Here is a 22,393-nt window from a genome sequence, read left to right on the forward strand (position 1 = left end):
GCACCTCCCCACCCCCCGCACACCCGCGTCGCGACGCCCCGTGCCCGCCACAGCAGGACCCCGCCAGTGGCTCGGCCTCGTCGTCCTCATGCTGCCCGTGCTGCTCGTCTCCATCGACACCACGGTGCTGTCGTTCGCGCTGCCGCAGATCTCCGTCGCGCTGACCCCCACCGCCGACCAGCTCCTGTGGGTCGTCGACGTCTACCCGCTCATGCTCGCCGGGCTGCTCGTCACCATGGGCGTCCTCGGCGACCGCCTCGGCCGGCGCCGCCTGCTGCTCGTCGGCGCCGCCGGGTTCGGGCTCGTCAGCGTCCTCGCGGCCTTCGCCACCGACGCGGGCCAGCTCGTCGCCGCCCGCGCCCTGCTCGGCGTCTTCGGCGCGACCCTCATGCCGTCCACGCTGTCGCTGCTGCGCAACCTCTTCCTCGACGACGACCAGCGCCGCCTCGCCATCGCGATCTGGGCGTCCGGCTTCGCCGGCGGCTCCGTGCTCGGCCCCGTCGTCGGCGGGTGGCTGCTCGAGCACTTCTGGTGGGGCTCGATCTTCCTGCTCAACGTCCCGGTGCTCGTCGTGCTGCTCGTCGCCGCGCCGTTCCTGCTGCCCGAGTCCCGCAACCCCGCCGCCGGGCGCCTCGACGTGCCCAGCGTCGTGCTCGCCGTCGTCGGCATGCTCCCGCTCGTCTACGGCATCAAGACGACCGTCGGGCACGGCCCCGGCGCCCTCGGCCTCGGCGCGCTCGCCACCGGTGCCGCGCTCGTCGTGGTGTTCGTGCGTCGCCAGCTGCGGCTCGCCGAGCCGCTGCTCGACGTCGAGCTGTTCCGCCGCCCCGTGTTCGCCGCGTCCGTCGGAGCCAACTTCACCGCGTCGTTCGCGCTCGCGGGCCTGGTGCTGGTCGTCTCGCAGGTGCTCCAGCTCGTCGTCGGGCTCTCGCCGCGGGCCGCCGGCACGGCGCTGCTGCCGGGTGCGGTCGCGTCGATCACCGCGGGGCTCGTGGCCGTGCGGCTCGTGCGCGTGGTGCCCCGGCACCTGCTCGTGCCCGTCGGCATGCTGCTGGCCGCCGCGGGCTACGGGCTGGGCGCCCTCGTGGCCGGCGACGCCCGCGTGGGCGGCATCGTCGCGGTGTTCGCGCTCGTCGGTGCCGGGGTGGGCCTGGCCGAGACGCTGACCAACGACGCGATCCTCGCGTCCGTGCCGCCCGAGCGCGCCGGGGCGGCGTCCGGCATCTCCGAGACGTCGTACGAGCTCGGCGCGTCGCTCGGCGTGGCCGTGCTCGGGTCCGTCGTCGCCGCCGTCTACCGTGCGGACCTCACGCTGCCCGGGACCCTCGACGCCGGACAGGCGGACGTGGCCCGGCAGACACTCGGCGGCGCGGTCGCGGTCGCCGACGGCCTGCCCGACGCGGTCGGCGCGCAGGTGCTCACCGCCGCGCAGGACGCGTTCAGCCACGGCGTCGGCGTCACGTCCGCGGTGGCGGCCGTCGTGCTGGCCGGCGTGGCGCTGCTGGTCGGCCGGGTCCTGCGCCGTGCCGATCGCGCTGCGGCACCGGTGGTCGACGAGGTCCGGCCCGAGCTCGTGGACGCGGGGCGCGCGCAGCCGACACGCTGACACCTGGACGCGGGCGGGCGCGGCGGGTGAGGGTGGGGTCATGCTCGTCGCCTTCTCCGTCGCCCCGCTCGGTGCGGGCGAGTCCGTGTCCGAGGCCGTCGCCGACGCCGTCCGCGTCGTCCGCGACTCCGGCCTGCCGCACCGCCTCGACTCCATGTTCACCACCCTCGAGGGTGAGTGGGACGAGGTCATGGACGTCGTGCGCCGCGCCACCGAGGCCGTCGGCCGGCACGGGCACCGGGTCAGCCTGGTGATCAAGGCCGACATCCGCCCTGGTCACACCGGTGAGATGCAGGCCAAGGTCGACCGCGTCGAGGCGATCCTCGCCCAGGACGCCACCGGCTGACCCCGCCGGCACGTCCACCTGTTCGACGGGCTGACGTGCTCCGGCTGCTGTGGGACCCTAGCCCTGCACGCACCCGACCGCGGGTCCGCGCCTCCCTGCGACGACGGAGCGGCCGGCGCCCCCGACCGCCCAGGAAGGCTCCGACGCGACATGCCGATCTTCGAGCTCGACGACGGTCGTCCCCGCCTCGTCCAGCCGATGCAGCCCCTCGCCGGGTCGTTCGCGCAGGAGGTCAGCGCGCTGCTGACGCACCACCTGGCCGCCATCGCCGGTGAGCCGCTGTTCGTGGTCCGCACGCGCGGCACCGCGTCCGAGCGGTCCGACCTGCCCGAGATCCTCGCGCTCGACGCCCGCGGCCGCACGGTCGTGGTGGACGTCGCGCAGGTGCTCGACGACGACGCGATCATCACCGCGCTGCGGCACGGGGGTGCGGCGTCGCGGATGACGACGACGGACCTCTCGCGCGCCTACCACGCCGACCCCGGGCGCTTCGCGGTCGACTACGCGGCGTTCCGCGAGCACGTGCCGTACACCGGGGCCCAGGCCGACAGCCGCGACGGCGTGCGTCTGGTGCTGCTGTGCGCCGAGGTCGCCGCCGAGGCGACCGACAGCCTGGGGTTCCTGCGCGGCTACGGCCGGCAGGTCGACGTGCTGCAGGTCGGCGTGGTGCGCGGCGACGAGCGCCGGCTGCTGGAGGTCTCGGCGCTCGCGCTGCACGAGGGTGCGCGCCGGACGGTCGAGCCGACGGCCCTGCGGCTGGTGCGCTCGAGCGAGGCCGGGGCCAACGCCGTCTCGTTCGACGTGGACCGGTCGCGTCCGCGCACGTCGGCCAACGCGATCGTCGAGGGCCGGCTCACCGGCGAGCTGAAGTCCGTGTCGGGGCCGCCCCGGCGCTCGGCGCTGACCGGCGCCACCCCGATCGGCCGCCGCGGCACCGCCACGGAGCCCACGCCGCTGCCGTTCCGCACCGCGGGTCCGACGGCGTCCGAGCACCCGGTCGAGCCCGTGCCGCACACGCCCGGCCCCGGCGAGGCGCCGCGCCCCGGCGGGCCCGGCCGGCCCGACGTCACCGAGTGGCCGCGCGACACCCAGTCGCCGCCGCCGGCCAGCACCTTCGCCGGACCGCCGACGCTGACGCCCATCGCCGGGCTGCGCATGGCCATCGAGCAGGGCGCCCGCCCCGCGGACGGCCGCCCGGCCGACCCGCGCGCCTCGACGTCACGCGCGAGCGCGCCCGCCGAGCCGACCGTGCGCCGCGAGGGCCGGGCGTCCGGCCGCCGCTCCGACCCGTCGTCGACCGACGTCATGGCGCCGCTCGACCCGCCGGACGACGAGAGCCCCGAGGGCCCGCGGGCCTACGTCCCCGAGCGGCGCCCGTCGACCCCCGCGGCCGACCCGACGGCGCGGCCCGAGCCCGAGCGCTGCACGTCCGCGTACGGCGCGGACCGCTCCGCCGGCCCCGCGGCCGACCGCTCCTCGTCGTACGACCTGACGTCGCCCGACGACCGGACGTCGTCGTACGGCTCCGCGTCCGGCACGTCCTCGTCGTACGACCCGCTCTCGTCGGCGCTGTCCTCGTACGAGCCGACGCCGTACGACCCGACGCCGTACGAGCCGACGTCGTCCTACGACGCGTCCTCCGCCGGCCCGTCGTCGTACGACGCGTCGTCGTACACGCCGTCGTCGACCTCCGCGTCGTCGTCGTACGAGCCGACCGCGCTCGACGCCGGCTCCTCCTACGGCGCCTCCGCGTACTCCTCGTCCTACGACGAGCGCCCCGCCTACGACCCGTCGGCGTACGAGGACGCCCCGTACGAGCCCCTGCGGATCGAGTCCGGATCGCCCGGCCTGCCGTCGGCCGACGAGAGCGGCGCGGGCGGCGACCCCGGCTGGGCCCGTCCGGAGCTCGCGACCCTCGCCAAGCGGCGCCGTGCCGTGACCACGCTCGTGTGGGCGCGCGAGCGGCGCAACCAGCGCTTCACGGCGATGCTGCGCACCGACGGCCTCATCGAGCTCGAGGACGGCTCCGTGCACGCGGACCCGGACGCCGCGGCCGCGGTCGTCTCGGGCGCCGAGGGTCTCGTCGACGGGTGGCGCTCGTGGCGGCTCGGCGACGGCGGCCCGACCCTCGCCGAGGCGACCGGCCACCCCTGACCCGACCACCCTGACCGCGCGCGCCGGACCGGGCCCTGGCCCCGGCGCGACCTGCGTCAGGCCCAGCCGTACCCCACGAGCCAGCGGGTCACCTCGGCGTAGAACCGCTCGCGCGCGGGGCGCTCCGAGAGCGTCAGGTCGTGCATGCCCCGCGGGATCCGCACGATGGTCGTCACGTGCCCGACCTGCACCGCCCGCCGGGCGATCACCTCGGTGTCGAGCACGATGTCGGCGGCGCGCATGTCCTCGTGCCAGCGCGCGCTGATGAGCGTGCGCGCGGACAGCGCCACGAGCACCGGCACGTCGAGGGTCAGCCCGCGCGCGACGGTCGCGTGCCCCACCATGACGGCGCGCAGCCACCCGGCCCGCACGGGGAACGACGGGGTCGGCCGCCACCGGGCGTCGACGGTCCACTCGCCGCCGGTGGAGACGTCGATGGTGCGCGAGTAGTAGCCGGGGTCGATGTTCGGCAGCGGTGCCTTGGGCTGGAAGCGCGCGATGCGGCTGATCGCCGGGCCGCTGACGTGCCGCATCACGGACGACCCCTGCAGCTCCAACCACGGGCTGTTGAGCACGAGCCCGCACGCCTGCCCGGGGTTGCGCTCGGCCCACAGGCTGAGCACGAGGCCGCCGGTGGAGTGACCCATGAGCAGCACGCGCGCGTGCGGTCCGTGCTCGGCGCGGACCCGTGCCAGGGCGGCGCCGATCTCCTCGTCGTAGGTGCGCAGGTCCTCGACGTAGCCGGGCGTCTGGTGCGGGCGCAGCGACCGGCCGTACTTGCGCAGGTCCAGCGCGTAGAACGCGGCCCCCTGGTCGCGGAAGTACTCGGCGAGCCCGGTCTGGAAGAAGTAGTCGGACCACCCGTGCACGTACAGCACGACGCGTGCGGCCCCCACGGCGCCCGGCGGCAGGCACCGCACGAGGGTCGCGACCACGGGCCCCTCGTCGTCGTCGGCCAGCGGCAGCAGGCGCGCCTCGAAGCCGGGTCCCAGCACGTCGGGCTGCCACGACGCGGTGGTGAGGGCGTCGGCGGACCACTCCGGCACCGCCGTCGGATCCACCGGTCCTCCTCGTCGTGCGTCGCCTGCGCCGTCCGTCCCGACGGGTCGTCAGACCTCGAGGACGATCTTGCCGAACTGCTCGCCCCGCCACATCCGCGCGAGCCCCTCGCCGACGCGCGCCAGCGGCAGCACCTCGTCGACGACCGGCCGCACCCCCGTGCGGGCCAGCAGCGCGAGGACCTGCCCGAGCTCGTCGCGGGTGCCCATGGTGGCGCCCACGACGCTGATCTCCTGGAAGAACACGCGTGTCAGCGACGCCGGCGTCGGGTCGCCCGACGTCAGCCCTGCCACGACGATCCGCCCGCCCGGCCGCACCGAGCGCACCGAGTGCTCCCACGTGGCCCGGCCGACGGAGTCCAGCACCACGTCGACGCGTCCCACCCGCGCCCCGGGCTCCACGGCCTGCGCGGCCCCCAGCGCCAGCGCCCGCTCGCGCCGCCCGGCGTCCCGGCTCGTGACGATCATCTCCAGCCCGGACGCGGCACCGATCTGGACCGCCGCGGTCGCCAGGCCCCCGCCCGCGCCCTGCACCAGCACCCGCTGGCCCGGCTGCGCCCCGCCGGAGCGGAACAGCATCCGGTACGCGGTGAGGAAGGCCGTCGGCACGCACGCCGCGTCCACCCAGGACAGCCCGGCGGGCTTGTCGACGAGGTTCCACGACGGCACCGCGACCTGCTCGGCCAGCGTGCCCGGGTGCTTCTCCGAGAGCAGGGTGCGCGGCTCGTCCGCCGCGGCCCCGCGTGCGTCGGGCCCGCCGACGACGGCGTGCACCACCACCTCGCGCCCGTCGGCGGTCACCCCCGCGGCGTCGGTGCCCAGCACCATCGGCAGCTGCTCGGCCCGCAGCCCCACCCCGCGCAGCGACCACAGGTCGTGGTGGTTGAGCGACGCGGCCCGCACGTCCACGACCTCCCATCCCGGCGGCAGCGCACCCGCGTCGGGAGCCGGGGCGTCCCCGACCTCCAGCCCCTGCAGCGGGTCGTCGGCGGAGAACGCGGTCACGCGTGCGGCGAGCATGCCCGCCACGCTAGCGGCAGCCGGTGCTACGTTCGCGCCCGTGGAGCAGCAGGCCGTGAGCGAGGTCCCCGCGCCGGGTCGTGCCCGTCGCGCCGTCGGCGGCGTGCTGGTGGCCCTGGGCCTGGTGCTCGGGTTCCTGCTGTACCTCCAGCCGTGGGTGCAGTGCACGGTCGACGACTCCTCCGCGGGATGCCCCGTGCCCGACGACCTGGTCGGGATCACCCTCGCGGGCTGGTTGACCGCCGGCGCCCTGGCGATCGTCGGGGCCGTGCTCCTGCGGCACCGCCCCCGCCCCGAGGCCCCCGGCCCCCGCTGACCGGTCGCGGCCTCCCGTGCCAGGCACCGGTCGAGCGCTACGTACGTCGCATGGCAGGTGCCGACCCCGAGCCGCGCCGCGGTGCCCTGCGTCCCGCGTCCGCCGCGGAGCCGGTCGTGCACGGGGACGTGGTCGAGGTCGTCGACCTGACGCGATCACGCGTGATCGTCGACGAGGACGGGGTGCGGTGGCGCCGGCGCGGCGGGCCGATCGACGAGCGGAGGCTGCGTCGTCTGCTCGCCGACCCGCAGGTGCGGGTGGTCCACGAGTACCTGTTCGACCTGGTCGACGTCGCCCCGGAGCGCCGCGCGGCGTTCTGGGACGAGGCGCAGGCGAAGGTGCGCACGTCGGCGTACGCGGAGCCACTCGGTGCGGAGTTCGTCGACGAGGCGCGTCGACGCCTGCTCGTGGTCGTCGAGCGCTGCTGATCCCGCCCGGGCGTGACCGCAGGGGTGGAGGTCAGAGCAGCGGGAGCATGCGGCCCAGGTCGGGAACGGCCTCGGACGTCCAGCGCGGGGCGAGCGCGACCGCGAGCACGTCCACGTCGTACGGGGTGCGCCCCGCGGCCAGCCGCACCCAGGTGCGGGCGTCGGCGACCTCCAGGTCCCAGCCGCCGCGCTGGCGCACGATCGTGAGCAGCGCGTCGGCGACGAGGTCCAGGGCGGCGGGCAGCACCGGGTCCTCGACGAGGTCCGTGCCGCGGGCGCGCCGCACCGAGCGGTAGAGGTCGTCGCCGTGCACGACGAGCTCGAGGACGCGCGAGACCGTCATCGTCGACAGCAGCACCGGCCCGCGCCGGGCCTGCACCACGGGGTCGCCGGACGCCCGCAGCTCGTCCAGCCGCGCGAAGGCCGCGGCGGCCCGTGCCTCGACCGCGCCGACCGGGTCGTCCGCCTGCTCGGCCGCCAGCCTCCGGGTCGTCTCCGCGATGTCCGCTGCGCGGTCCGCGTACGTGCCCAGGTACTCCGCGAGCGAGAGCGGCACCGTCCCCGCCGGCAGCGGCGTGCACACGGCCAGGGCGTCCATGGCCCGGCCCAGGTGCGCCCACAGCTCCCCGACGGTCCAGCCGTCCAGCACCGACGGCTCCGGCACGAGGTCGGGGTCGGAGACCTGCCCCACCCACCCCCGCAGACGGTCCCACTGGTCGTGCAGGGCGGTGGCGGCGGTCGCGACGTCGACGTGCATGGCGCCATCCTGCCCCGCGTGCCGTGGCCGTCGCGCTAGCGTCCGTCGCGGAGGTGTCCCATGACGTCGTTCGGACCCCGTTCGCGCCGGCTGGCGGCCGTGCTCGGCCCGTTCCTCGTCGTCGTGGGGGCGGTGGCGCTGCTGCTCGGCGTCGGGCACGGCGTCGCGGTGCTGAGCGAGGACGACGTGGCCGTCCCGGTCCACCTGCGCGCCTCGGACGGCCGTGGTGCCTGGTTGCAGCTCGAGGTCGAGGGGCGGCCGGCCACCGGGGTCTGGGTGAGCGGCGTCCCCACCGGCGGTCTTCCGACGGCGGACCGGTACGGGTTCGGGCTGGGCGTCGCCGAGCTCCACACGCGGGGAGCGACGCCCGTCGAGCGGCTGCTGGCCCGGGCGGACCTCCTGGTGCGCGGCATCGCCCTGATCGTCGCCGCGCTGGCCCTGCGCCCGGTCCTCGCGGCCGTCGCCCGCGGCGCGTCGTTCCGTCCGGGGCATGACCGGCGCGTGCACGTGGTGGCGGTGTGCGTGGTGCTCGGCGCCTACGTCGCCCCGCTGCTGCCGTGGCTGGCCACGGCGTCTGTCCTCGCGCGGCTCGACGATCTCCACGGGCTCTCGGCGTCGCCGCCGCACCACGTCGAGGCGCTCGTGGTCGCGCTGCTCGTCGTGCTCGTGGGCGGGCTGGTCCGGGCGAGCACGACGCACCCGGACGGAGGCAGCGGCAGGGGCGGGCGGGCTGCCACCATCGGGGCGTGACCGCCGAGACCGCGCCCGCACCCCTCGTCCCGATCGGCCCGCTGGGGGTGCCCGGCCAGGTCGTCGTCGTCGGACCGCAGTGGCGGGCGACCACCGAGCTCGACGTGGTGGTCGACGGCGAGGCGGTCGCGCGCAGCGTCGACGGCGAGGACGGGCACCAGGTGCTCACGGCCGACGGGCCGTGGACGGTCGAGACGTCCTGGCGCGACGGCGTGCGGCTGCTGGACGCCGACGGCACCGAGCTCGCGGTGGCCGACACCCGGCTGACGCGGCGCGCGCGGCGCGGTCACGTCGAGGGCACGGCCGTGCACTGGCGCCCCGCGGGGGTGTGGACGCGCGACGGTCGGTGGACGGACGCCGACGGGCGGGTCGTCGCGGACGTGCGCGCCCGCGGCGTGGGACGGCACACGATCACGATGACGTTCGGGCCGGGCGCCGTGCCGGGGCGTCCGATGCTTCTGCTCGTCGCCCTGACCCGGCACGCCGTGGCCGACCGCATCCCGGTCGGCATCGGCCTGTTCACCGACCTCGTGTCCGGCTGGTCCTGACGCGGTCCGGCGACGCGTCCCGGGGCGCCACGGCACGGATCGCGTCCCCGGGCTGCCCGGTGTCGCTACGGTGGGCGCGAGGGCTGACGCCGGGGAGGGTGCGATGCGGGTGGTCGACGACGGTCGGGTCGCAGGTGGACGGCCGACGAGGGGACGTCCGACGACGCGCCGGGGCCGGAGCCCGCTCCTCGCCGCGCTCGTGGCCGGGGTGCTCGCGGTCGGCGGCTGCGCGAGCACGGGTGCGGCCGGCGGCCGGGACGACGTCGTCGCGAGCGCGGAGCACCTGGCCGAGGGGCAGGACGCCGTGATCTCCGACGAGGTGAGCGGCGACGAGCGCACCGAGGTGGAGCTCGCGGCGCTCGGTGCGCTCGAGGACCTCGGTCGCGCCGGTGCTGCGGCGTGGGAGCCCCGGCGGGACCTGCTGCGGGTGACGATCTTCCTGGATGGCGAGCCGCTGGGCGACGACGAGCTGGCGCGGGCGCAGGAGTCGGTCGCGGAGGCCGTCGCCGACGCCGGGATCGGCACGATCACGGTGGCGGTCGACGACGAGGCGCCCGAAGAGTACTAGACGCGTGCACCGGTACGACGCGCGTGCACGCGCCGCCGGTCAGGCGGTGCGGACGTCTTCGGCGAGGAAGTCGCGGACGAGGGTGCCGACCTGGTCCTCCTCGACGAGGAACCCGTCGTGGCCGTACTCCGAGTGCACGTACCGCACGGGGCCGGAGCGGGGGATGGCGGCGGCGACGCGCTCGGACTGGGCGGGCGTGAACAGCCGGTCGGAGTCGACGGCGACGACCAGAGCGCGCGCGCTGACCTGCGCGAGCGCGGCCTCGACGCCGCCGCGGTCGCGGCCGAGGTCGTGCGTGATCATCGTGTGCGTCAGTGTCACGTAGGTGTTGGCGTCGAACCGGCGGGCGAGCTTGTCGCCGTGGTGGTCGAGGTACGACTGCACGGCGAAGCGGCCGCCCTCGAGCGGGTCCTCGGCGCCCTGGGGGATGCGGCCGAACCGCTGGTCCAGCTCGGCGGCCGAGCGGTACGTCTGGTGCGCGATCTGCCGGGCGATGCCCAGGCCCACGTGCGGGCCCTCGCCGTCGGGGGCGTCGTAGTAGTCGCCGTCGCGGTAGCGGGGGTCGGCGCGGATCGCGGCGAGCTGGGTGTGGAACCCGGCGATCTGGTCGCCCGACGTCTGCGCCGTGGTGGCGACGGCCACGACCGACTCGACGCGCTCGGGCGCGGTGACGGCCCACTCGAGCACGCGGTGCCCGCCGAGGGACGCGCCGACGACGAGCGCCCACGTGTCGATGCCCAGCAGGTCGGCGAGGCGGATCTCGGCGGCGACCTGGTCGCGCACGGTCAGCAGCGGGAACCGGCTGCCCCAGGGGCGCCCGTCGGGGGCGGTCGACGCGGGCCCGGTCGAGCCCTGGCAGCCCCCGAGCACGTTGGGGGCGACGACGAACCAGCGGTCGGTGTCGATGGGGGCGCCGGGACCGATCATCGACGACCACCACCCGGGCGTGGGGTGCCCGGGCCCGGCGGGGCCGGTCACGTGGGAGTCGCCGGTGAGGGCGTGCAGCACGAGGACGGCGTTCGAGCCGTCCTCGTCGAGCTCGCCCCACGTCTCGTAGGCCAGCCGCACGGCGGGCAGCCGGCCCCCGGACTCCAGCGCGAACGGCCCGAGGTCGGCGAACTGCCGGCGGCCGACGGGGTCGCCGTCGCGCCACGCGGCGGACGCACGCACGGGCGGCCGCTCCGGCAGGGGGCGGCGGCTGCCGAGGGTCGCGGGGCGGCGGCGTGCCCGGGTGGCACCCCACCCGGCCGGCGGCTGCGCGCCCGCCCGGCGGGTCGCGTCGGACGCGTCCGCGGGGCGGGCGCCGCGCTCGGGCGGCGTCGGGCGGGTGGGGTGCTCCATGGGTCGTGCCTCTCGTCCGTGCCGGTCGGGCGGGTGCGCGGGTGCGCTCAGGCGCCCTTGGCGGCGCGGAACCCGGCCTCCAGGTCGGCGATGATGTCGTCGACGTGCTCGATGCCCACGGCCAGGCGCACGAGCCCGGGCGTGACGCCGGAGAGCGCCTGCTGCTCGGGCGTGAGCTGGCTGTGCGTCGTCGACGCGGGGTGGATGACGAGCGAGCGGACGTCGCCGATGTTCGCGACGTTGGAGTGCAGCTCGAGCGCGGACACGAACGCCTGGCCGGCCGCGGCCCCGCCGTCGATCTCGAACGCCAGGACGGCGCCCGCGCCGCGCGGGGCGTACTTGAGCTGGTTGGCGTGCCAGGGGCTGGACTCGAGCCCGGCGTAGTGCACGTGCCGGACCTCCTCGCGGGCCTCGAGCCACTCGGCGACCTTCTGCGCGTTGGCGACGTGGCGCTCGACGCGCAGCGACAGGGTCTCGATGCCCTGGGCGATGAGGAACGCGTTGAACGGGCTGATGGCCGCGCCGAGGTCGCGCAGCAGCTGCACGCGGGCCTTGAGGATGAACGACAGGTTCACGCCGAACGCGCCGCCGACTCCGAGGTCGCGGGCGAACACCAGCCCGTTGTACGACGGGTCGGGGGTGTTGTAGTTCGGGAACCGCTCGGGGTGCTGGGCGTAGTCGAACGTGCCGCCGTCGACGATCACGCCGCCGACCGCGGAGCCGTGCCCGCCGAGGTACTTGGTCGCGGAGTGCACGACGACGTCGGCGCCCCACTGCAGCGGGTTGACCAGGTACGGCGTGGCGACGGTGTTGTCGACGACGAGCGGGACGCCGTGCTCGTGCGCGACCCCGGCGACGAGCTCGATGTCGAGCACGTCGGACTTCGGGTTGGGGATGGTCTCGGCGAAGAACAGCTTGGTGTTCGGCCGGACAGCGTCGCGCCACGCCTGGGCGTCGTGCGGGTCAGTGACGAACGTCGTCTCGATGCCGAGCTTGGGCAGCGTGTAGTGCAGCAGGTTGTACGTGCCGCCGTACAGGCTGGGGGAGGCCACGACGTGGTCGCCGGCCTCGGCGATGTTGAGGATCGCGTAGGTCTCGGCCGCCTGGCCGGACGCGAGCAGCAGCGCGCCGACGCCGCCCTCGAGGTCGGCGATGCGGTTCTCGACGACCTCCTGGGTGGGGTTGTTGATCCGCGTGTAGATGGGCCCGAGCTCCTTGAGCGCGAACCGGTCCGCGGCCTGCTGCGCGGAGTCGAACACGTACGACGTCGTCTGGTAGATCGGCAGCGCCCGCGCGCCGGTGGCGGCGTCGGGGGTCTGGCCCGCGTGGATCTGGCGGGTCTCGAAGCTCCAGCTCTCGTTGCTCATGGTGTGGCTCCTCGTCGGTGGCGCCGGGGCGGCGGTCGGGCTGCGGGTGGGGACGTCACCCGAGGAGCGTGCGGCGTCGCCCGCCCCGCGGGGGGTCTGGGGGTGCGCGCACCTGTCGAGCCGGGGGTGGGTCGCCGCCGTGCGGAGGACCGGCCCGCGGGCACAGCCGAGGGTGCGCTGGGTCAGCGACACATTCGGCAGGTCATGCCGGTCAGGGTAGGTCGACGTTCCCACGAGCCGGAACACGTGTCCCACCCACTGAGACCGGCGTCCCGCGGTGCGGTCGAGGCGGCGTCGGGGGCCCGTCGACGCGGCCCCGGAGGCCGTGCGTCGCACCTCGCCGGCGCCCCGTCGGGCCCGTCACCCGGATGGCCGAGGAGGTCTGTCCGGTTTGGTCCCGAACCACAACGGTGTGACTCATGAGACGCGTGTGACAGGTGTTCATTTGTGGGAACTCTCTAGGTAGCGTGCGAGACGTGCTGGGCAACGGGTGGGGTGGACGACGGTCGTGCGACGGACGGGACGAGGTCCCGGACGGCGGTGCGCGGCCGCGCCGCACGCTGCCCCTCGTCGCCCTCACCCTCGCCGCTGCGCTCGGCGCGGGACCGCTCGCCGCGGCGCAGGCGGCACCCTCGCAGGACGACGTCGACGACGCCCGGGCCGCGGTCGCGGACGCCGCCTCGTCCGTCGCGGGCATGGAGGTCCGCCTCGCCGAGCTCGCCGTGGCCAGCGAGGCCGCGCAGCTCGGCGTCCAGCAGGCCGGCGAGGCGTACACCCAGGCCGTCGCCGACGCCGACGACGCCCGCGCGGCCGCCACCTCGGCCGCCGAGGCCGCGGAGGCCGCCGACGCCGATGCCGAGGAGGCCCGCCAGGCCCTGCTCGCCGTCGCACGCCAGCTCGCCCGCAGCGGCGGCTCCGTCGAGGCCATCGAGGTCGTGCTGTCCTCCGACGGCTTCGCCGACGTGCAGCGCAGGACCACCGCGCTCAACAGGGCCACCGACCGGGCCGACCAGTCCGTGCAGGAGTACCGCGCCGCCCAGATGGTCGCCGCGACCCTGCGCGAGCGCGCCGACCGGGCCGCGGCCGACGCCGAGACGGCCGAGGCCGCCGCGCAGGACGCGCTCGACGCGGCCGAGCAGGCGCAGACCGACGCCGACGCCCAGCTGAGCGCCGGCCGTGCCGAGCGCGACTCCCTCATCGTGGCGCTCGCCGCCGCACGGCAGACCAGTGCCGAGGTCGAGCGCGCCCGCCAGGACGCCCTCGACGCCGACCGCCGCGCCCGCGCCGACGCCGCCGCGCGCGCCGACCGCCTCGAGCCCGCGGCGCCGGCACCGGGCTCCTCGTCCGGCGGGTCGAGCGGCGGGTCGTCGAGCGGCGGGTCGTCGTCCGGCGGGACGTCCGGCGGCTCGACGGGCGGCTCCTCCGGCGGTTCGACGGGCGGCTCCTCCGGCGGCTCGTCCTCGGGCGGCGGGTCCTCGACCGGCGGCGGCTCGTCCTCGGGAGGCTCGACGTCCGGTGGCTCCTCGGGCGGTTCCTCGTCCGGCGGGAGCAGCGGGGGCTCGTCCGGCGGGTCCTCGGGCGGCTCGTCCGGCGGGGGCTCGTCGTCCGGCGGGTCGACCGGCGGCGGCTCCTCGTCCGGCGGCTCCACCGGGGGCGGCTCGTCGTCCGGGGGCGCCTACGGCCTGGGCACGGGCTCGTCCCGCGGGTCGGCGTCGGCCGGTGCCGCAGCCGTCGCCTGGGCGCGCACGCAGGTCGGCCTGCCCTACGTCTGGGGCGGCACCGGCCCCTCCGGGTACGACTGCTCGGGCCTGACGATGACGGCCTGGCGCAACGCCGGCGTGGGCATCAACCGCACGTCGCGCGACCAGTACAAGGGCGTCCTCAAGATCTCCTACGACCAGCTGCGCCCCGGCGACCTGGTGTTCTGGGCGTCGAACCCGAACGACCCGAGCACGATCTACCACGTGGCCATGTGGGCCGGCGGCGGGCAGATCGTCGAGGCGTCGCGACCGGGCGTGCCCGTCCGGGTGGTGCCCATGCGCTGGTCCGGCACCATGCCCTACGCCGGCCGCCCCTGACGGCACGTCGCCGCGCACCGCGTGCGCCACCCGCTCGCCGCACACGACGACGCCCGCCGCGCACGGGGCGTCGGCGGGCGTCGTCGGGGTGGTCAGTGCGCGTAGTACCCGGAGTCGATCGCGCGCTGGCGGGACCGCTCGATCTCCGCCTCCGCCTCGGCGCGACCCACCCAGTGGGCGCCCTCGACGGACTTGCCGGGCTCGAGGTCCTTGTAGACCTCGAAGAAGTGCTGGATCTCCAGCCGGTGGAAGTCCGACACGTCGTCGATGTCCTGGCGCCACGCGGCGCGCTGGTCGCCCGTCGGGACGCACAGGACCTTGTCGTCGCCGCCGGCCTCGTCGCGCATGCGGAACATGCCGAGCGCGCGGCAGCGGATCAGGCACCCGGGGAACGTCGGCTCCTCCAGGAGCACGAGCGCGTCCAGCGGGTCGCCGTCCTCGCCGAGAGTCCCGTCGATGAACCCGTAGTCGTCCGGGTAGCGGGTGGACGTGAACAGCATCCGGTCCAGGCGGATGCGCCCGGTGGCGTGGTCCACCTCGTACTTGTTGCGCTGACCCTTGGGGATCTCGATCGTGACGTCGAACTCCATGCTGCTCCTCCTACGTCCCGCGCGCCCGCCCCTGCCCGGGTGGGCTCGGGGAGGGTGTCGGCAGGACGCGTCGTCTCCCCGGGGCGCCGTTGTCTCGGGACAGTAGTCTGACGCACCGGCGGGGCACGACGGGACCTCGCCCGGGGCGGAGCGTGACGATGACCACAGGCCTGCGTGTCGCACTGACGACCGCGCTGGTGCTGGTGCTGGCAGGCGGGGCCTACGTGACGGCCGACGCCTACGACGTCGTCCCCGGGATGGTGACGCTCGCCCCACCCGTGCCGGACCCCTCGCCGTTCCCCACGGCGCCCGGTGCGGCCGAGCCCGCGGACGTCGTCCCGGTGATGGCCGAGCTCGACGACCAGGTGCCCCTGCCGGACGCCGCCGCCGTGCAGGGGCTCGTCGACGGCCTCGTCGGCGACGCCCGCCTCGGCTCGGCCGCCGACGTCGGCGTGCTCGTCGTCGACCAGCTCACCGGCGAGGTGCTGGGCGAGCACCAGGCCGAGGACGCCCGCACGCCCGCGTCGACGGCCAAGGTCCTCACGGGCGTCGCCGCGCTGACCGCCCTGGACCCGGCTGCGACCCTCGCCACCCGCGTGGTCGTGTCCGGCGACGGCACCGTCGCGCTGGTCGGCGGCGGCGACATGATGCTCGCGGCGGGCGACGGCGACCCCGACGCGACCGTCGGCCACGCCGGCCTCGCCGACCTGGCCCGCGGCACGGCCGCCGCACTCGCCCTGCAGGGCGTGACGAGCGTGCGCCTCGAGGTCGACGACACCCTGTTCACCGGCCCGACCGTGAACCCCGCGTGGGCGGCCACCGACCTCACCGGCGGGTACGTCGCACCCGTCACCGCGCTGGCCGTGAACATCGCCAAGACCACCGACGGGGAGTACGTGCCCCGCCACGCCGACCCGTCCATGGCGGCCGCCGACGTCTTCGTGCAGCGACTCGCCGACGCAGGCGTGACCGTCGAGGGCGACCCCGTCCGGCGCACCTCGCCGGCCGACGGCACCGAGCTCGCCCGGGTCGAGTCCGCGCCGCTCGTCGACGTCATCCACCACTTCCTCGACACCTCCGACAACACCATCACCGAGGTCGTCTCCCGCCTCGTCGCGATCGACGCAGGGCTGCCCGCCAGCTTCGACGGCGGCACGCAGGCCGTGCTGCGCGAGATAGGCAACCTCGGCGTCGACGTCGCCGGCGCGCGCCTGGCCGACGCGTCGGGGCTGGCCGACGGCTCGCAGCTGAGCCCCCGCCTGCTCGTCGACCTGGTCCGCCTCACCACCGACCCGGCGTACCCGCTGCTGCTCGACGTCGCGACGGGCATGCCGATCGGCGGGCTGACCGGCACGCTCGCCGACCGGTACACCGCGACGGACGCCCGCGGGCTCGTGCGCGCCAAGACCGGCAGCCTCACCGGCGTCACGTCGCTGACCGGCACCGTGCTCGACGCCCAGCGCCGCCAGCTGGTGTTCGCCCTGATGGCCGACGCGACGCCCGCCGGCGGGCAGTGGGCGCCGCGGCAGGCGCTCGACGGGTTCGTCACCGCGCTCGCCGCCTGCGGCTGCCGCTGACGTCCGGCCCGCGGCTACCGTGGGGCGCGTGGACCCCGCCCTGGCAGGACCCGTCGACTGGCCCGCGGCCGCACGGCTCGCGGGCCGGCTGGCGCCGCCCGGGCCGCCCGCCAGGCGCGACGAGCTGCACGCGCTCGTCGCCGACCTGCGCGACGCCGCCGGCCGGGCCGCCGGGCACGTCGTCGACATCACCGGCCTGACGCCCGCGGACCCGGGCCGGGCGCTCTCGCGGGTGCTCGTCGTCGACCGGGCCGGCTGGGCGCGGGCCAACGCGCAGACGTTCGCCGTCATGGCCGCACCCCTGGCCACCCGGTCCGACGGCACGCCGGTGCACGTGCCCGACGCCGCGCGCCTGGCCGCCGCCGCCCAGGTCGCCGCGGTCCTCGCGCTGCTCTCGGGCAAGGTCCTCGGGCAGTTCGACCCCTTCACGGCCGGGGCGGGCGTGCCGGGCCGGCTGCTGCTCGTCGCACCGAACGTGCTGGCGACCGAGCGGGCCCTGCGCGTCGACCCCGGGCACTTCCGGCTCTGGGTCGCGCTGCACGAGCAGACCCACGCGCTCCAGTTCGCCGCCGCGCCCTGGCTCGCCGACCACGTCCGCACCCGCGCCGGCCGGCTCCTGGCCGACCTGGCCGACCTCTCGCCCGGCGGCCCGGGCGCGGCCCTGGCGCCGTCGCTCGACGAGCTCGTCGAGCAGCTGGTGCACGCGGCGCGGAGCACCGGCGACGGCCTGACCGCGATGCTCACGCCCGGCCAGCGGGACGTCTTCGAGGAGGTCGGCGCGGTGATGGCACTGCTCGAGGGGCACGCCGACGTCATGATGGACGAGGTCGGCCCCCGCGTCGTGCCCACCGTGCGCCGCATCCGCCGCGCGTTCGAGGCCCGCCGCGACGCCGGCACCCGGGCCCGCGGGCCCGCCCGCGTGCTGCGCCGGCTGCTCGGCCTCGACCTCAAGCTCGCCCAGTACCGCGAGGGCGCGGCGTTCGTGCGCGCCGTGCGCGGCCGGGTCGGGCTCGACGGGCTCAACGCCGTCTGGTCGGCGCCCGCGGCCCTGCCGACGCCCGCCGAGGTCGCCGACCCCGGCGCCTGGGTGCGCCGCGTGCACGGCTGACGTGGCCGGACCGGCACCGGCCGTCGCCGCCGTGCGCGTCGCCGTGCGCGCCGCGCTCGCGGACCTGCCGCCCGGGGCGCCGGTGCTCGTGGCGTGCTCGGGCGGCGCGGACTCCCTGGCCCTGGCGGCGGCCGTCGCGCACGTCTGCGTGCACGGGGCCGGCCCGGGCCGGCCGGCCGGCGCCGTCGTCGTCGACCACGGGCTGCAGGCCGGCTCGGCGGACGTCGCGCGCGCCGCCGCTGCCGCCTGCCGGGCCCTGGGGCTCGACCCCGTGCGGGTGGTGACCGTGCAGGTGCGGGGGAGCGGAGGGCCGGAGGCCGCGGCCCGGACCGCCCGGTACGGCGCCCTCGACGCCGTCGCCGACGAGGTCGGGGCGGCCGCGGTGCTTCTCGGCCACACGCTCGACGACCAGGCCGAGCAGGTGCTCCTGGCACTGGCCCGCGGCTCGGGCGCCCGGTCGCTGGCCGGCATGCGGCCCGTGCGCGGACGCCTGCGCCGGCCCCTGCTGGGGCTGCGGCGGGCCGACACCGAGGCGGCGTGCGCCGCGCTGGGGCTGGTGCCGTGGCACGACCCCACCAACGGCCGCCCCGGGGCGGCCGTCACGCCCGACGACGCGCCGCCGGGCGACGGGCCGGACGGCGTGCTCGACGGCGTGCCCGACGGCCTGCCGCTGCGCAGCCGGGTGCGCGCCGAGGTGCTGCCGGTGCTCGAGGACGTGCTCGGCCCCGGCGTCGCGCAGGCGCTCGCGCGCACGGCGGCCCAGCTCGCCGAGGACGCGGACGCCCTGGACGCGGCCGCCGGCGCCCTGCTGCGGGACGCCCTGCTGCGGGGCGCCCTGGGGGCGGACGGCGCGGTGCCGGACGGCGTGGTGGTGGTCGACGTCGACGTGCTGGGCGGCGCCCCCGTCGCCGTGCGGCGCCGGGCGCTGCGCGCGGCGGCCGTGCGTGCGGGCGCCGCGTCCGGGGCGCTCGCACGGTCCCACGTGCTCGTGCTCGACGCGCTCGTCGTGGGCTGGCACGGGCAGGGGCCCGCGCACCTGCCCGGGCGGGTCGTCGCGCGCCGGGCGTGTGGCAGGCTCTACCTCGGCCGGCCGACGGGGCCGGACCACGTCGGCGCGCACGCCGACCACGGGCACGACGGGCAGGAGTAGGCGTGGACGCGTCGGACATGGGCGACGACCTCGAGAAGGTCCTCCTCAGCGAGGAGCAGCTGCACACCCGGCTCGACGAGATGGCGGCGCAGATCGACGCCGACTACGCCGGCAAGGACCTGCTCCTCGTCGGTGTGCTCAAGGGTGCGGTCATGGTCATGGCGGACCTCGCGCGCCGCCTGCACACCCCGCTCGCGATGGACTGGATGGCGGTGTCGTCGTACGGCTCGGGCACCAAGTCCTCGGGCGTCGTGCGCATCCTCAAGGACCTCGACACGGACCTGACGGGCAAGCACGTGCTCATCGCCGAGGACATCATCGACTCGGGCCTGACGCTGTCGTGGCTGCTGTCGAACCTGCGCTCGCGCGGGCCGGAGTCGGTCGAGATCGCGACCATGCTGCGCAAGCCCGAGGCCGCCAAGGTCGAGGTGCCCGTACGGTACGTCGGCTTCGACATCCCGACGGAGTTCGTCGTCGGGTACGGGCTGGACTACGCCGAGAAGTACCGCAACCTGCCGTTCGTCGCGACGCTCGCGCCGCACGTGTACTCCGTCTGACCGGACCGCCACGCGGTCCCGGCGCGAGCCGGGGCGGGGGCGCGGGGCACGTCGGGCGCGCGTCGCCCGGCCGGCGGCACGGTCTGTGCCCTGGGCGAACACCCAGGGTGCTCTCAGAGCCGCCGTGTAAAACTTCCAGCCAGGAACCCTGCGACCGGAGGATGAGGGGCCCGCGCCCCGATCGCCCATGAACCTCAAGCGTCTCGCCCGTGGTCCGCTGCTGTGGATCGCGCTGGCCGTCCTGCTCGCCCTCGTCGCCACGAGCCTGCTGCGGACCCCGTCCGCCCAGCGGGTCGACACCTCGACCGGCCTCGAGCTGCTGTCCGGGGGGAAGGTCGACCAGGTCCTCATCACCGAGGGCACGCAGCGCGTCGACCTGACGCTCGAGGACGCGTACGAGGACGAGGAGGGCAACGACCTCGGCACGCAGCTGTACTTCTTCTACGTCACGCCGCAGGGCGACGACGTGGCGGCGGCCGTCGCCGACGCAGACCCGGCGGGCGGGTGGAACTCCGAGGTCCCGCAGGTCTCGTGGTGGAGCAGCCTGCTCGGCCTGGTGCTGCCGTTCATCATCATCCTGGCGCTGTTCTGGTTCCTCATGTCGAACATGCAGGGCGGCGGCTCGCGGGTCATGAGCTTCGGCAAGTCCAAGGCCAAGCTGGTCTCGAAGGAGTCGCCGAAGGTCACGTTCGCCGACGTCGCGGGAGTGGACGAGGCCCTCGAGGAGCTCCAGGAGATCAAGGAGTTCCTCTCCGAGCCGGCCAAGTTCCAGGCCGTCGGCGCGAAGATCCCCAAGGGCGTGCTCCTGTACGGCCCTCCCGGGACGGGCAAGACGCTGCTCGCCCGGGCGGTCGCCGGCGAGGCGGGCGTGCCGTTCTACTCGATCTCCGGCTCGGACTTCGTCGAGATGTTCGTCGGCGTCGGCGCCAGCCGTGTGCGCGACCTGTTCCAGCAGGCCAAGGAGAACTCGCCGGCGATCATCTTCGTCGACGAGATCGACGCGGTCGGCCGGCACCGCGGCGCCGGGCTCGGCGGCGGGCACGACGAGCGCGAGCAGACGCTCAACCAGATGCTCGTCGAGATGGACGGGTTCGACGTCAAGACGAACGTGATCCTCATCGCGGCGACGAACCGCCCCGACATCCTCGACCCCGCGCTGCTGCGCCCGGGCCGCTTCGACCGGCAGGTCGCCGTCGAGCCGCCCGACCTCAAGGGGCGCGAGAAGATCCTCACGGTCCACTCGATGGGCAAGCCCATGGCTCCGGGCGTCGACCTCGGCGTCGTGGCCCGCCGGACACCGGGCTTCACCGGCGCGGACCTGGCGAACGTGCTCAACGAGGCCGCGCTGCTCACCGCGCGCCGCGGGGCGCAGGTCATCGACGACGCCGCGCTGGACGAGGCGATCGACCGTGTGATCGCCGGTCCGCAGAAGCGCACGCGCGTGATGAACGTCAAGGAGCTGAAGATCACCGCGTACCACGAGGGCGGTCACGCGCTCGTGGCGTGGGCCCTGCGGTACACGGACCCGGTCACGAAGGTGACGATCCTGCCGCGCGGCCGGGCCCTCGGCTACACGATGGTCATGCCGACGGAGGACAAGTACTCCACGACGCGCAACGAGCTGCTCGACCAGCTCGCGTACGCCATGGGTGGGCGGGTGGCCGAGGAGCTGGTGTTCCACGACCCCACGACGGGCGCGAGCAACGACATCGAGAAGGCCACGTCGATCGCCCGCAAGATGGTCACGCAGTTCGGCATGAGCGCGCAGCTCGGGGCGATCAAGCTCGGGCAGGAGTCCAGCGAGGTCTTCCTCGGGCGCGACGTCGGCCACCAGCGCGACTACTCCGAGGCCGTGGCCGGTGCGATCGACGTCGAGGTCCGCGCGCTCATCGAGCGGGCGCACGACGAGGCCCGCGCGATCCTCGTGGAGTACCGCGACGTGCTCGACGCCCTGGTCCTGGAGCTGCTCGAGAAGGAGACGCTCAACCAGGAGCAGCTCACCGAGGTGTTCGCCTCGGTGGTCAAGCGCGAGCCGCGCGACGTGTGGATCTCCGGCGACGAGCGCGCGGTCTCCGAGCGCGGCCCGGTGATGACGCCCGCCGAGCTCGCCGCGCTCGACGGCGCGCCCGTCGTGCCGCAGGACGAGGCCGCCGCCGCGCGGCCCGAGAGCCCGGCCACCGTCGTCGTGGAGGTGCCGCCGGGCCAGACCCCCGACACCGACGGGCAGGGATGACATGACCTCACCGACCACCCCCGAGGGACGCCCGGCCGCCGAGGCCCCGGGCCTCCTGCCGCCCCCGCCGGTCGCCCCGGCGACGTCGGCCCCCGCCGCGCCGTCCACGCCCACCCCGGTCGCGCCGTCCGGCCAGGCGCCGTCCGGCCCCACGCCGTCCGGTCCCGTGCCGTCCGGCAGCACGGCGTCCAAGCCCGCGGCGACCGCGCCCGCGGCGCCGGCCACCGCGGCGACCGTGCCGACCACGCGGTCGGGCCGGTCGGTGCGTCCGTACGACGAGGCCCGCGTGCAGCGTGCCGTGCGCGAGCTGCTCTCGGCCGTCGGCGAGGACCCCGACCGCGAGGGCCTGCGCGAGACGCCGGCCCGCGTCGCGCGCGCCTACCGCGAGGTGTTCGCCGGCCTGACGATGGATCCCCGCGACGCGCTCACCGCGACGTTCGACGTCGGGCACGGCGAGATGGTGCTCGTGCGCGACATCGAGGTGTACTCCACCTGCGAGCACCACCTCGTGCCGTTCCACGGGGTCGCGCACGTCGGGTACATCCCCGGTGCCGACGGGCGGGTGACGGGCCTGTCGAAGATCGCCCGCCTGGTCGACGTCTACGCCCGCCGGCCGCAGGTGCAGGAGCGCCTGACGACGCAGATCGCGGACGCCATGGTCGAGGTGCTCGAGCCGCGCGGCGTGATCGTGGTCGTCGAGTGCGAGCACCTGTGCATGTCGATGCGGGGGGTGCGCAAGCCCGGCTCGCGCACCACGACGTCGGCGGTGCGCGGGCAGATGCGCGACGCCGCCACCCGGGCCGAGGCCATGAGCCTCGTGCTCGGCCGCTGACCGCGTCCC

21 protein-coding genes are annotated in these 22,393 nt (G+C 76.1%); 15 read left to right on the forward strand and 6 right to left on the reverse strand.

What is annotated here, in order from left to right; all coding sequences use genetic code 11:
- The first annotated feature begins 40 nt into the window (after positions 1–40).
- The 3 genes from BKA21_RS13375 to BKA21_RS13385 all read left to right on the forward strand — a co-directional run bounded on the left by BKA21_RS13375 (position 41) and on the right by BKA21_RS13385 (position 4,106).
- Positions 41–1,606, forward strand: coding sequence for an MFS transporter (locus BKA21_RS13375; RefSeq protein ID WP_373308171.1), 1,566 nt, complete (start codon positions 41–43; stop codon positions 1,604–1,606).
- A gap of 40 nt (positions 1,607–1,646) precedes the next feature.
- Positions 1,647–1,952 (forward strand): MTH1187 family thiamine-binding protein, encoded by a 306-nt coding sequence (locus tag BKA21_RS13380; RefSeq protein ID WP_140459573.1) that lies wholly within the window; start codon positions 1,647–1,649, stop codon positions 1,950–1,952.
- Between the two features lie 150 nt (positions 1,953–2,102).
- Positions 2,103–4,106: a restriction system modified-DNA reader domain-containing protein gene (locus BKA21_RS13385; protein ID WP_179625378.1), complete on the forward strand. Its 2,004-nt coding sequence runs from the start codon at positions 2,103–2,105 to the stop codon at positions 4,104–4,106.
- Positions 4,107–4,162: 56 nt separating this feature from the next.
- Here the strand turns inward: BKA21_RS13385 and BKA21_RS13390 are convergent, their stop codons facing one another.
- Positions 4,163–5,167 (reverse strand): alpha/beta hydrolase, encoded by a 1,005-nt coding sequence (locus BKA21_RS13390; RefSeq protein WP_239072814.1) that lies wholly within the window; start codon positions 5,165–5,167, stop codon positions 4,163–4,165.
- Positions 5,168–5,215: 48 nt separating this feature from the next.
- Entirely contained in the window at positions 5,216–6,184 is a 969-nt protein-coding gene (locus BKA21_RS13395; RefSeq protein ID WP_140459574.1) for a zinc-binding dehydrogenase, read from the reverse strand.
- A 40-nt stretch (positions 6,185–6,224) separates the two neighbouring features.
- Between BKA21_RS13395 and BKA21_RS13400 the strand changes: the two genes are divergently transcribed.
- Entirely contained in the window at positions 6,225–6,500 is a 276-nt protein-coding gene (locus BKA21_RS13400) for a hypothetical protein (RefSeq protein ID WP_140459575.1), read from the forward strand.
- A 50-nt stretch (positions 6,501–6,550) separates the two neighbouring features.
- A complete protein-coding gene (locus BKA21_RS13405) occupies positions 6,551–6,928 on the forward strand; it encodes a hypothetical protein (RefSeq protein ID WP_140459576.1) in 378 nt (125 codons plus the stop codon).
- Positions 6,929–6,959: 31 nt separating this feature from the next.
- Here the strand turns inward: BKA21_RS13405 and BKA21_RS13410 are convergent, their stop codons facing one another.
- Positions 6,960–7,685: a maleylpyruvate isomerase N-terminal domain-containing protein gene (locus BKA21_RS13410; RefSeq protein ID WP_140459577.1), complete on the reverse strand. Its 726-nt coding sequence runs from the start codon at positions 7,683–7,685 to the stop codon at positions 6,960–6,962.
- A gap of 60 nt (positions 7,686–7,745) precedes the next feature.
- Here BKA21_RS13410 and BKA21_RS13415 point away from each other — a divergent pair, with 60 nt between their 5' ends.
- The 3 genes from BKA21_RS13415 (at position 7,746) to BKA21_RS13425 (ending at position 9,551) form a co-directional block, all read left to right on the forward strand.
- The gene (locus tag BKA21_RS13415; protein WP_140459578.1) at positions 7,746–8,435 is read left to right on the forward strand and encodes a hypothetical protein; all 690 of its coding nucleotides are present in this window, start codon (positions 7,746–7,748) and stop codon (positions 8,433–8,435) included.
- Complete coding sequence (locus BKA21_RS13420; protein ID WP_170209047.1) at positions 8,432–8,983, forward strand: hypothetical protein; 552 nt, start codon at positions 8,432–8,434, stop codon at positions 8,981–8,983. Before BKA21_RS13415 ends, BKA21_RS13420 begins: the two co-directional genes overlap by 4 nt.
- Before the next feature lie 103 nt (positions 8,984–9,086).
- Positions 9,087–9,551, forward strand: a complete 465-nt coding sequence (locus BKA21_RS13425; RefSeq protein WP_179625379.1) for a hypothetical protein — start codon at positions 9,087–9,089, stop codon at positions 9,549–9,551.
- 39 nt (positions 9,552–9,590) lie between these two features.
- Here the strand turns inward: BKA21_RS13425 and metX are convergent, their stop codons facing one another.
- Together metX and BKA21_RS13435 are read right to left on the reverse strand one after the other, a co-directional pair.
- Complete coding sequence (metX, locus tag BKA21_RS13430; protein WP_140459580.1) at positions 9,591–10,892, reverse strand: homoserine O-acetyltransferase MetX; 1,302 nt, start codon at positions 10,890–10,892, stop codon at positions 9,591–9,593.
- Positions 10,893–10,939: 47 nt separating this feature from the next.
- Positions 10,940–12,259 carry a bifunctional o-acetylhomoserine/o-acetylserine sulfhydrylase gene (locus tag BKA21_RS13435; RefSeq protein ID WP_140459581.1) on the reverse strand — a complete coding sequence of 440 codons (1,320 nt, stop codon included), beginning with the start codon at positions 12,257–12,259 and terminating at the stop codon, positions 10,940–10,942.
- A 476-nt stretch (positions 12,260–12,735) separates the two neighbouring features.
- Here BKA21_RS13435 and BKA21_RS13440 point away from each other — a divergent pair, with 476 nt between their 5' ends.
- Positions 12,736–14,337 (forward strand): C40 family peptidase, encoded by a 1,602-nt coding sequence (locus BKA21_RS13440; RefSeq protein ID WP_239072813.1) that lies wholly within the window; start codon positions 12,736–12,738, stop codon positions 14,335–14,337.
- Positions 14,338–14,429: 92 nt separating this feature from the next.
- Here BKA21_RS13440 and BKA21_RS13445 read toward each other — a convergent pair whose 3' ends face one another.
- Positions 14,430–14,927 (reverse strand): inorganic diphosphatase, encoded by a 498-nt coding sequence (locus BKA21_RS13445; protein ID WP_140459582.1) that lies wholly within the window; start codon positions 14,925–14,927, stop codon positions 14,430–14,432.
- A gap of 158 nt (positions 14,928–15,085) precedes the next feature.
- Here BKA21_RS13445 and dacB point away from each other — a divergent pair, with 158 nt between their 5' ends.
- The 6 genes from dacB to folE all read left to right on the forward strand — a co-directional run bounded on the left by dacB (position 15,086) and on the right by folE (position 22,384).
- Complete coding sequence (dacB, locus tag BKA21_RS13450; protein WP_140459583.1) at positions 15,086–16,504, forward strand: D-alanyl-D-alanine carboxypeptidase/D-alanyl-D-alanine endopeptidase; 1,419 nt, start codon at positions 15,086–15,088, stop codon at positions 16,502–16,504.
- Between the two features lie 28 nt (positions 16,505–16,532).
- Complete coding sequence (locus BKA21_RS13455) at positions 16,533–17,612, forward strand: Rv3626c family coenzyme F420 biosynthesis-associated protein (protein ID WP_140459584.1); 1,080 nt, start codon at positions 16,533–16,535, stop codon at positions 17,610–17,612.
- Between the two features lies 1 nt (position 17,613).
- On the forward strand, positions 17,614–18,762 hold the full coding sequence (gene tilS, locus BKA21_RS13460; RefSeq protein ID WP_140459585.1) for a tRNA lysidine(34) synthetase TilS: 1,149 nt from the start codon (positions 17,614–17,616) through the stop codon (positions 18,760–18,762).
- A 2-nt stretch (positions 18,763–18,764) separates the two neighbouring features.
- Positions 18,765–19,319, forward strand: a complete 555-nt coding sequence (gene hpt / locus BKA21_RS13465) for a hypoxanthine phosphoribosyltransferase (protein WP_140459586.1) — start codon at positions 18,765–18,767, stop codon at positions 19,317–19,319.
- A 187-nt stretch (positions 19,320–19,506) separates the two neighbouring features.
- Positions 19,507–21,552, forward strand: a complete 2,046-nt coding sequence (gene ftsH, locus BKA21_RS13470) for an ATP-dependent zinc metalloprotease FtsH (RefSeq protein WP_140459587.1) — start codon at positions 19,507–19,509, stop codon at positions 21,550–21,552.
- 235 nt (positions 21,553–21,787) lie between these two features.
- Positions 21,788–22,384, forward strand: a complete 597-nt coding sequence (gene folE, locus BKA21_RS13475) for a GTP cyclohydrolase I FolE (protein ID WP_140459701.1) — start codon at positions 21,788–21,790, stop codon at positions 22,382–22,384.
- Positions 22,385–22,393 lie beyond the last annotated feature (9 nt).

The organism is Cellulomonas oligotrophica (genome assembly GCF_013409875.1).
Lineage (GTDB): Bacteria > Actinomycetota > Actinomycetes > Actinomycetales > Cellulomonadaceae > Cellulomonas > Cellulomonas oligotrophica.

What these genes read in the sequence shown, in the direction of transcription:
- BKA21_RS13410 (WP_140459577.1), bottom strand. Translation starts at nt 7,685, where the DNA reads ATGCACGTCGACGTCGCGACCGCCGCCACCGCCCTGCACGACCAGTGG.
- BKA21_RS13415 (WP_140459578.1), top strand. Translation starts at nt 7,746, where the DNA reads ATGACGTCGTTCGGACCCCGTTCGCGCCGGCTGGCGGCCGTGCTCGGC.
- BKA21_RS13425 (WP_179625379.1), top strand. Translation starts at nt 9,087, where the DNA reads ATGCGGGTGGTCGACGACGGTCGGGTCGCAGGTGGACGGCCGACGAGG.
- BKA21_RS13395 (WP_140459574.1), bottom strand. Translation starts at nt 6,184, where the DNA reads ATGCTCGCCGCACGCGTGACCGCGTTCTCCGCCGACGACCCGCTGCAG.
- BKA21_RS13380 (WP_140459573.1), top strand. Translation starts at nt 1,647, where the DNA reads ATGCTCGTCGCCTTCTCCGTCGCCCCGCTCGGTGCGGGCGAGTCCGTG.
- BKA21_RS13385 (WP_179625378.1), top strand. Translation starts at nt 2,103, where the DNA reads ATGCCGATCTTCGAGCTCGACGACGGTCGTCCCCGCCTCGTCCAGCCG.
- ftsH (WP_140459587.1), top strand. Translation starts at nt 19,507, where the DNA reads ATGAACCTCAAGCGTCTCGCCCGTGGTCCGCTGCTGTGGATCGCGCTG.
- BKA21_RS13405 (WP_140459576.1), top strand. Translation starts at nt 6,551, where the DNA reads ATGGCAGGTGCCGACCCCGAGCCGCGCCGCGGTGCCCTGCGTCCCGCG.
- BKA21_RS13435 (WP_140459581.1), bottom strand. Translation starts at nt 12,259, where the DNA reads ATGAGCAACGAGAGCTGGAGCTTCGAGACCCGCCAGATCCACGCGGGC.
- BKA21_RS13445 (WP_140459582.1), bottom strand. Translation starts at nt 14,927, where the DNA reads ATGGAGTTCGACGTCACGATCGAGATCCCCAAGGGTCAGCGCAACAAG.
- dacB (WP_140459583.1), top strand. Translation starts at nt 15,086, where the DNA reads ATGACCACAGGCCTGCGTGTCGCACTGACGACCGCGCTGGTGCTGGTG.
- metX (WP_140459580.1), bottom strand. Translation starts at nt 10,892, where the DNA reads ATGGAGCACCCCACCCGCCCGACGCCGCCCGAGCGCGGCGCCCGCCCC.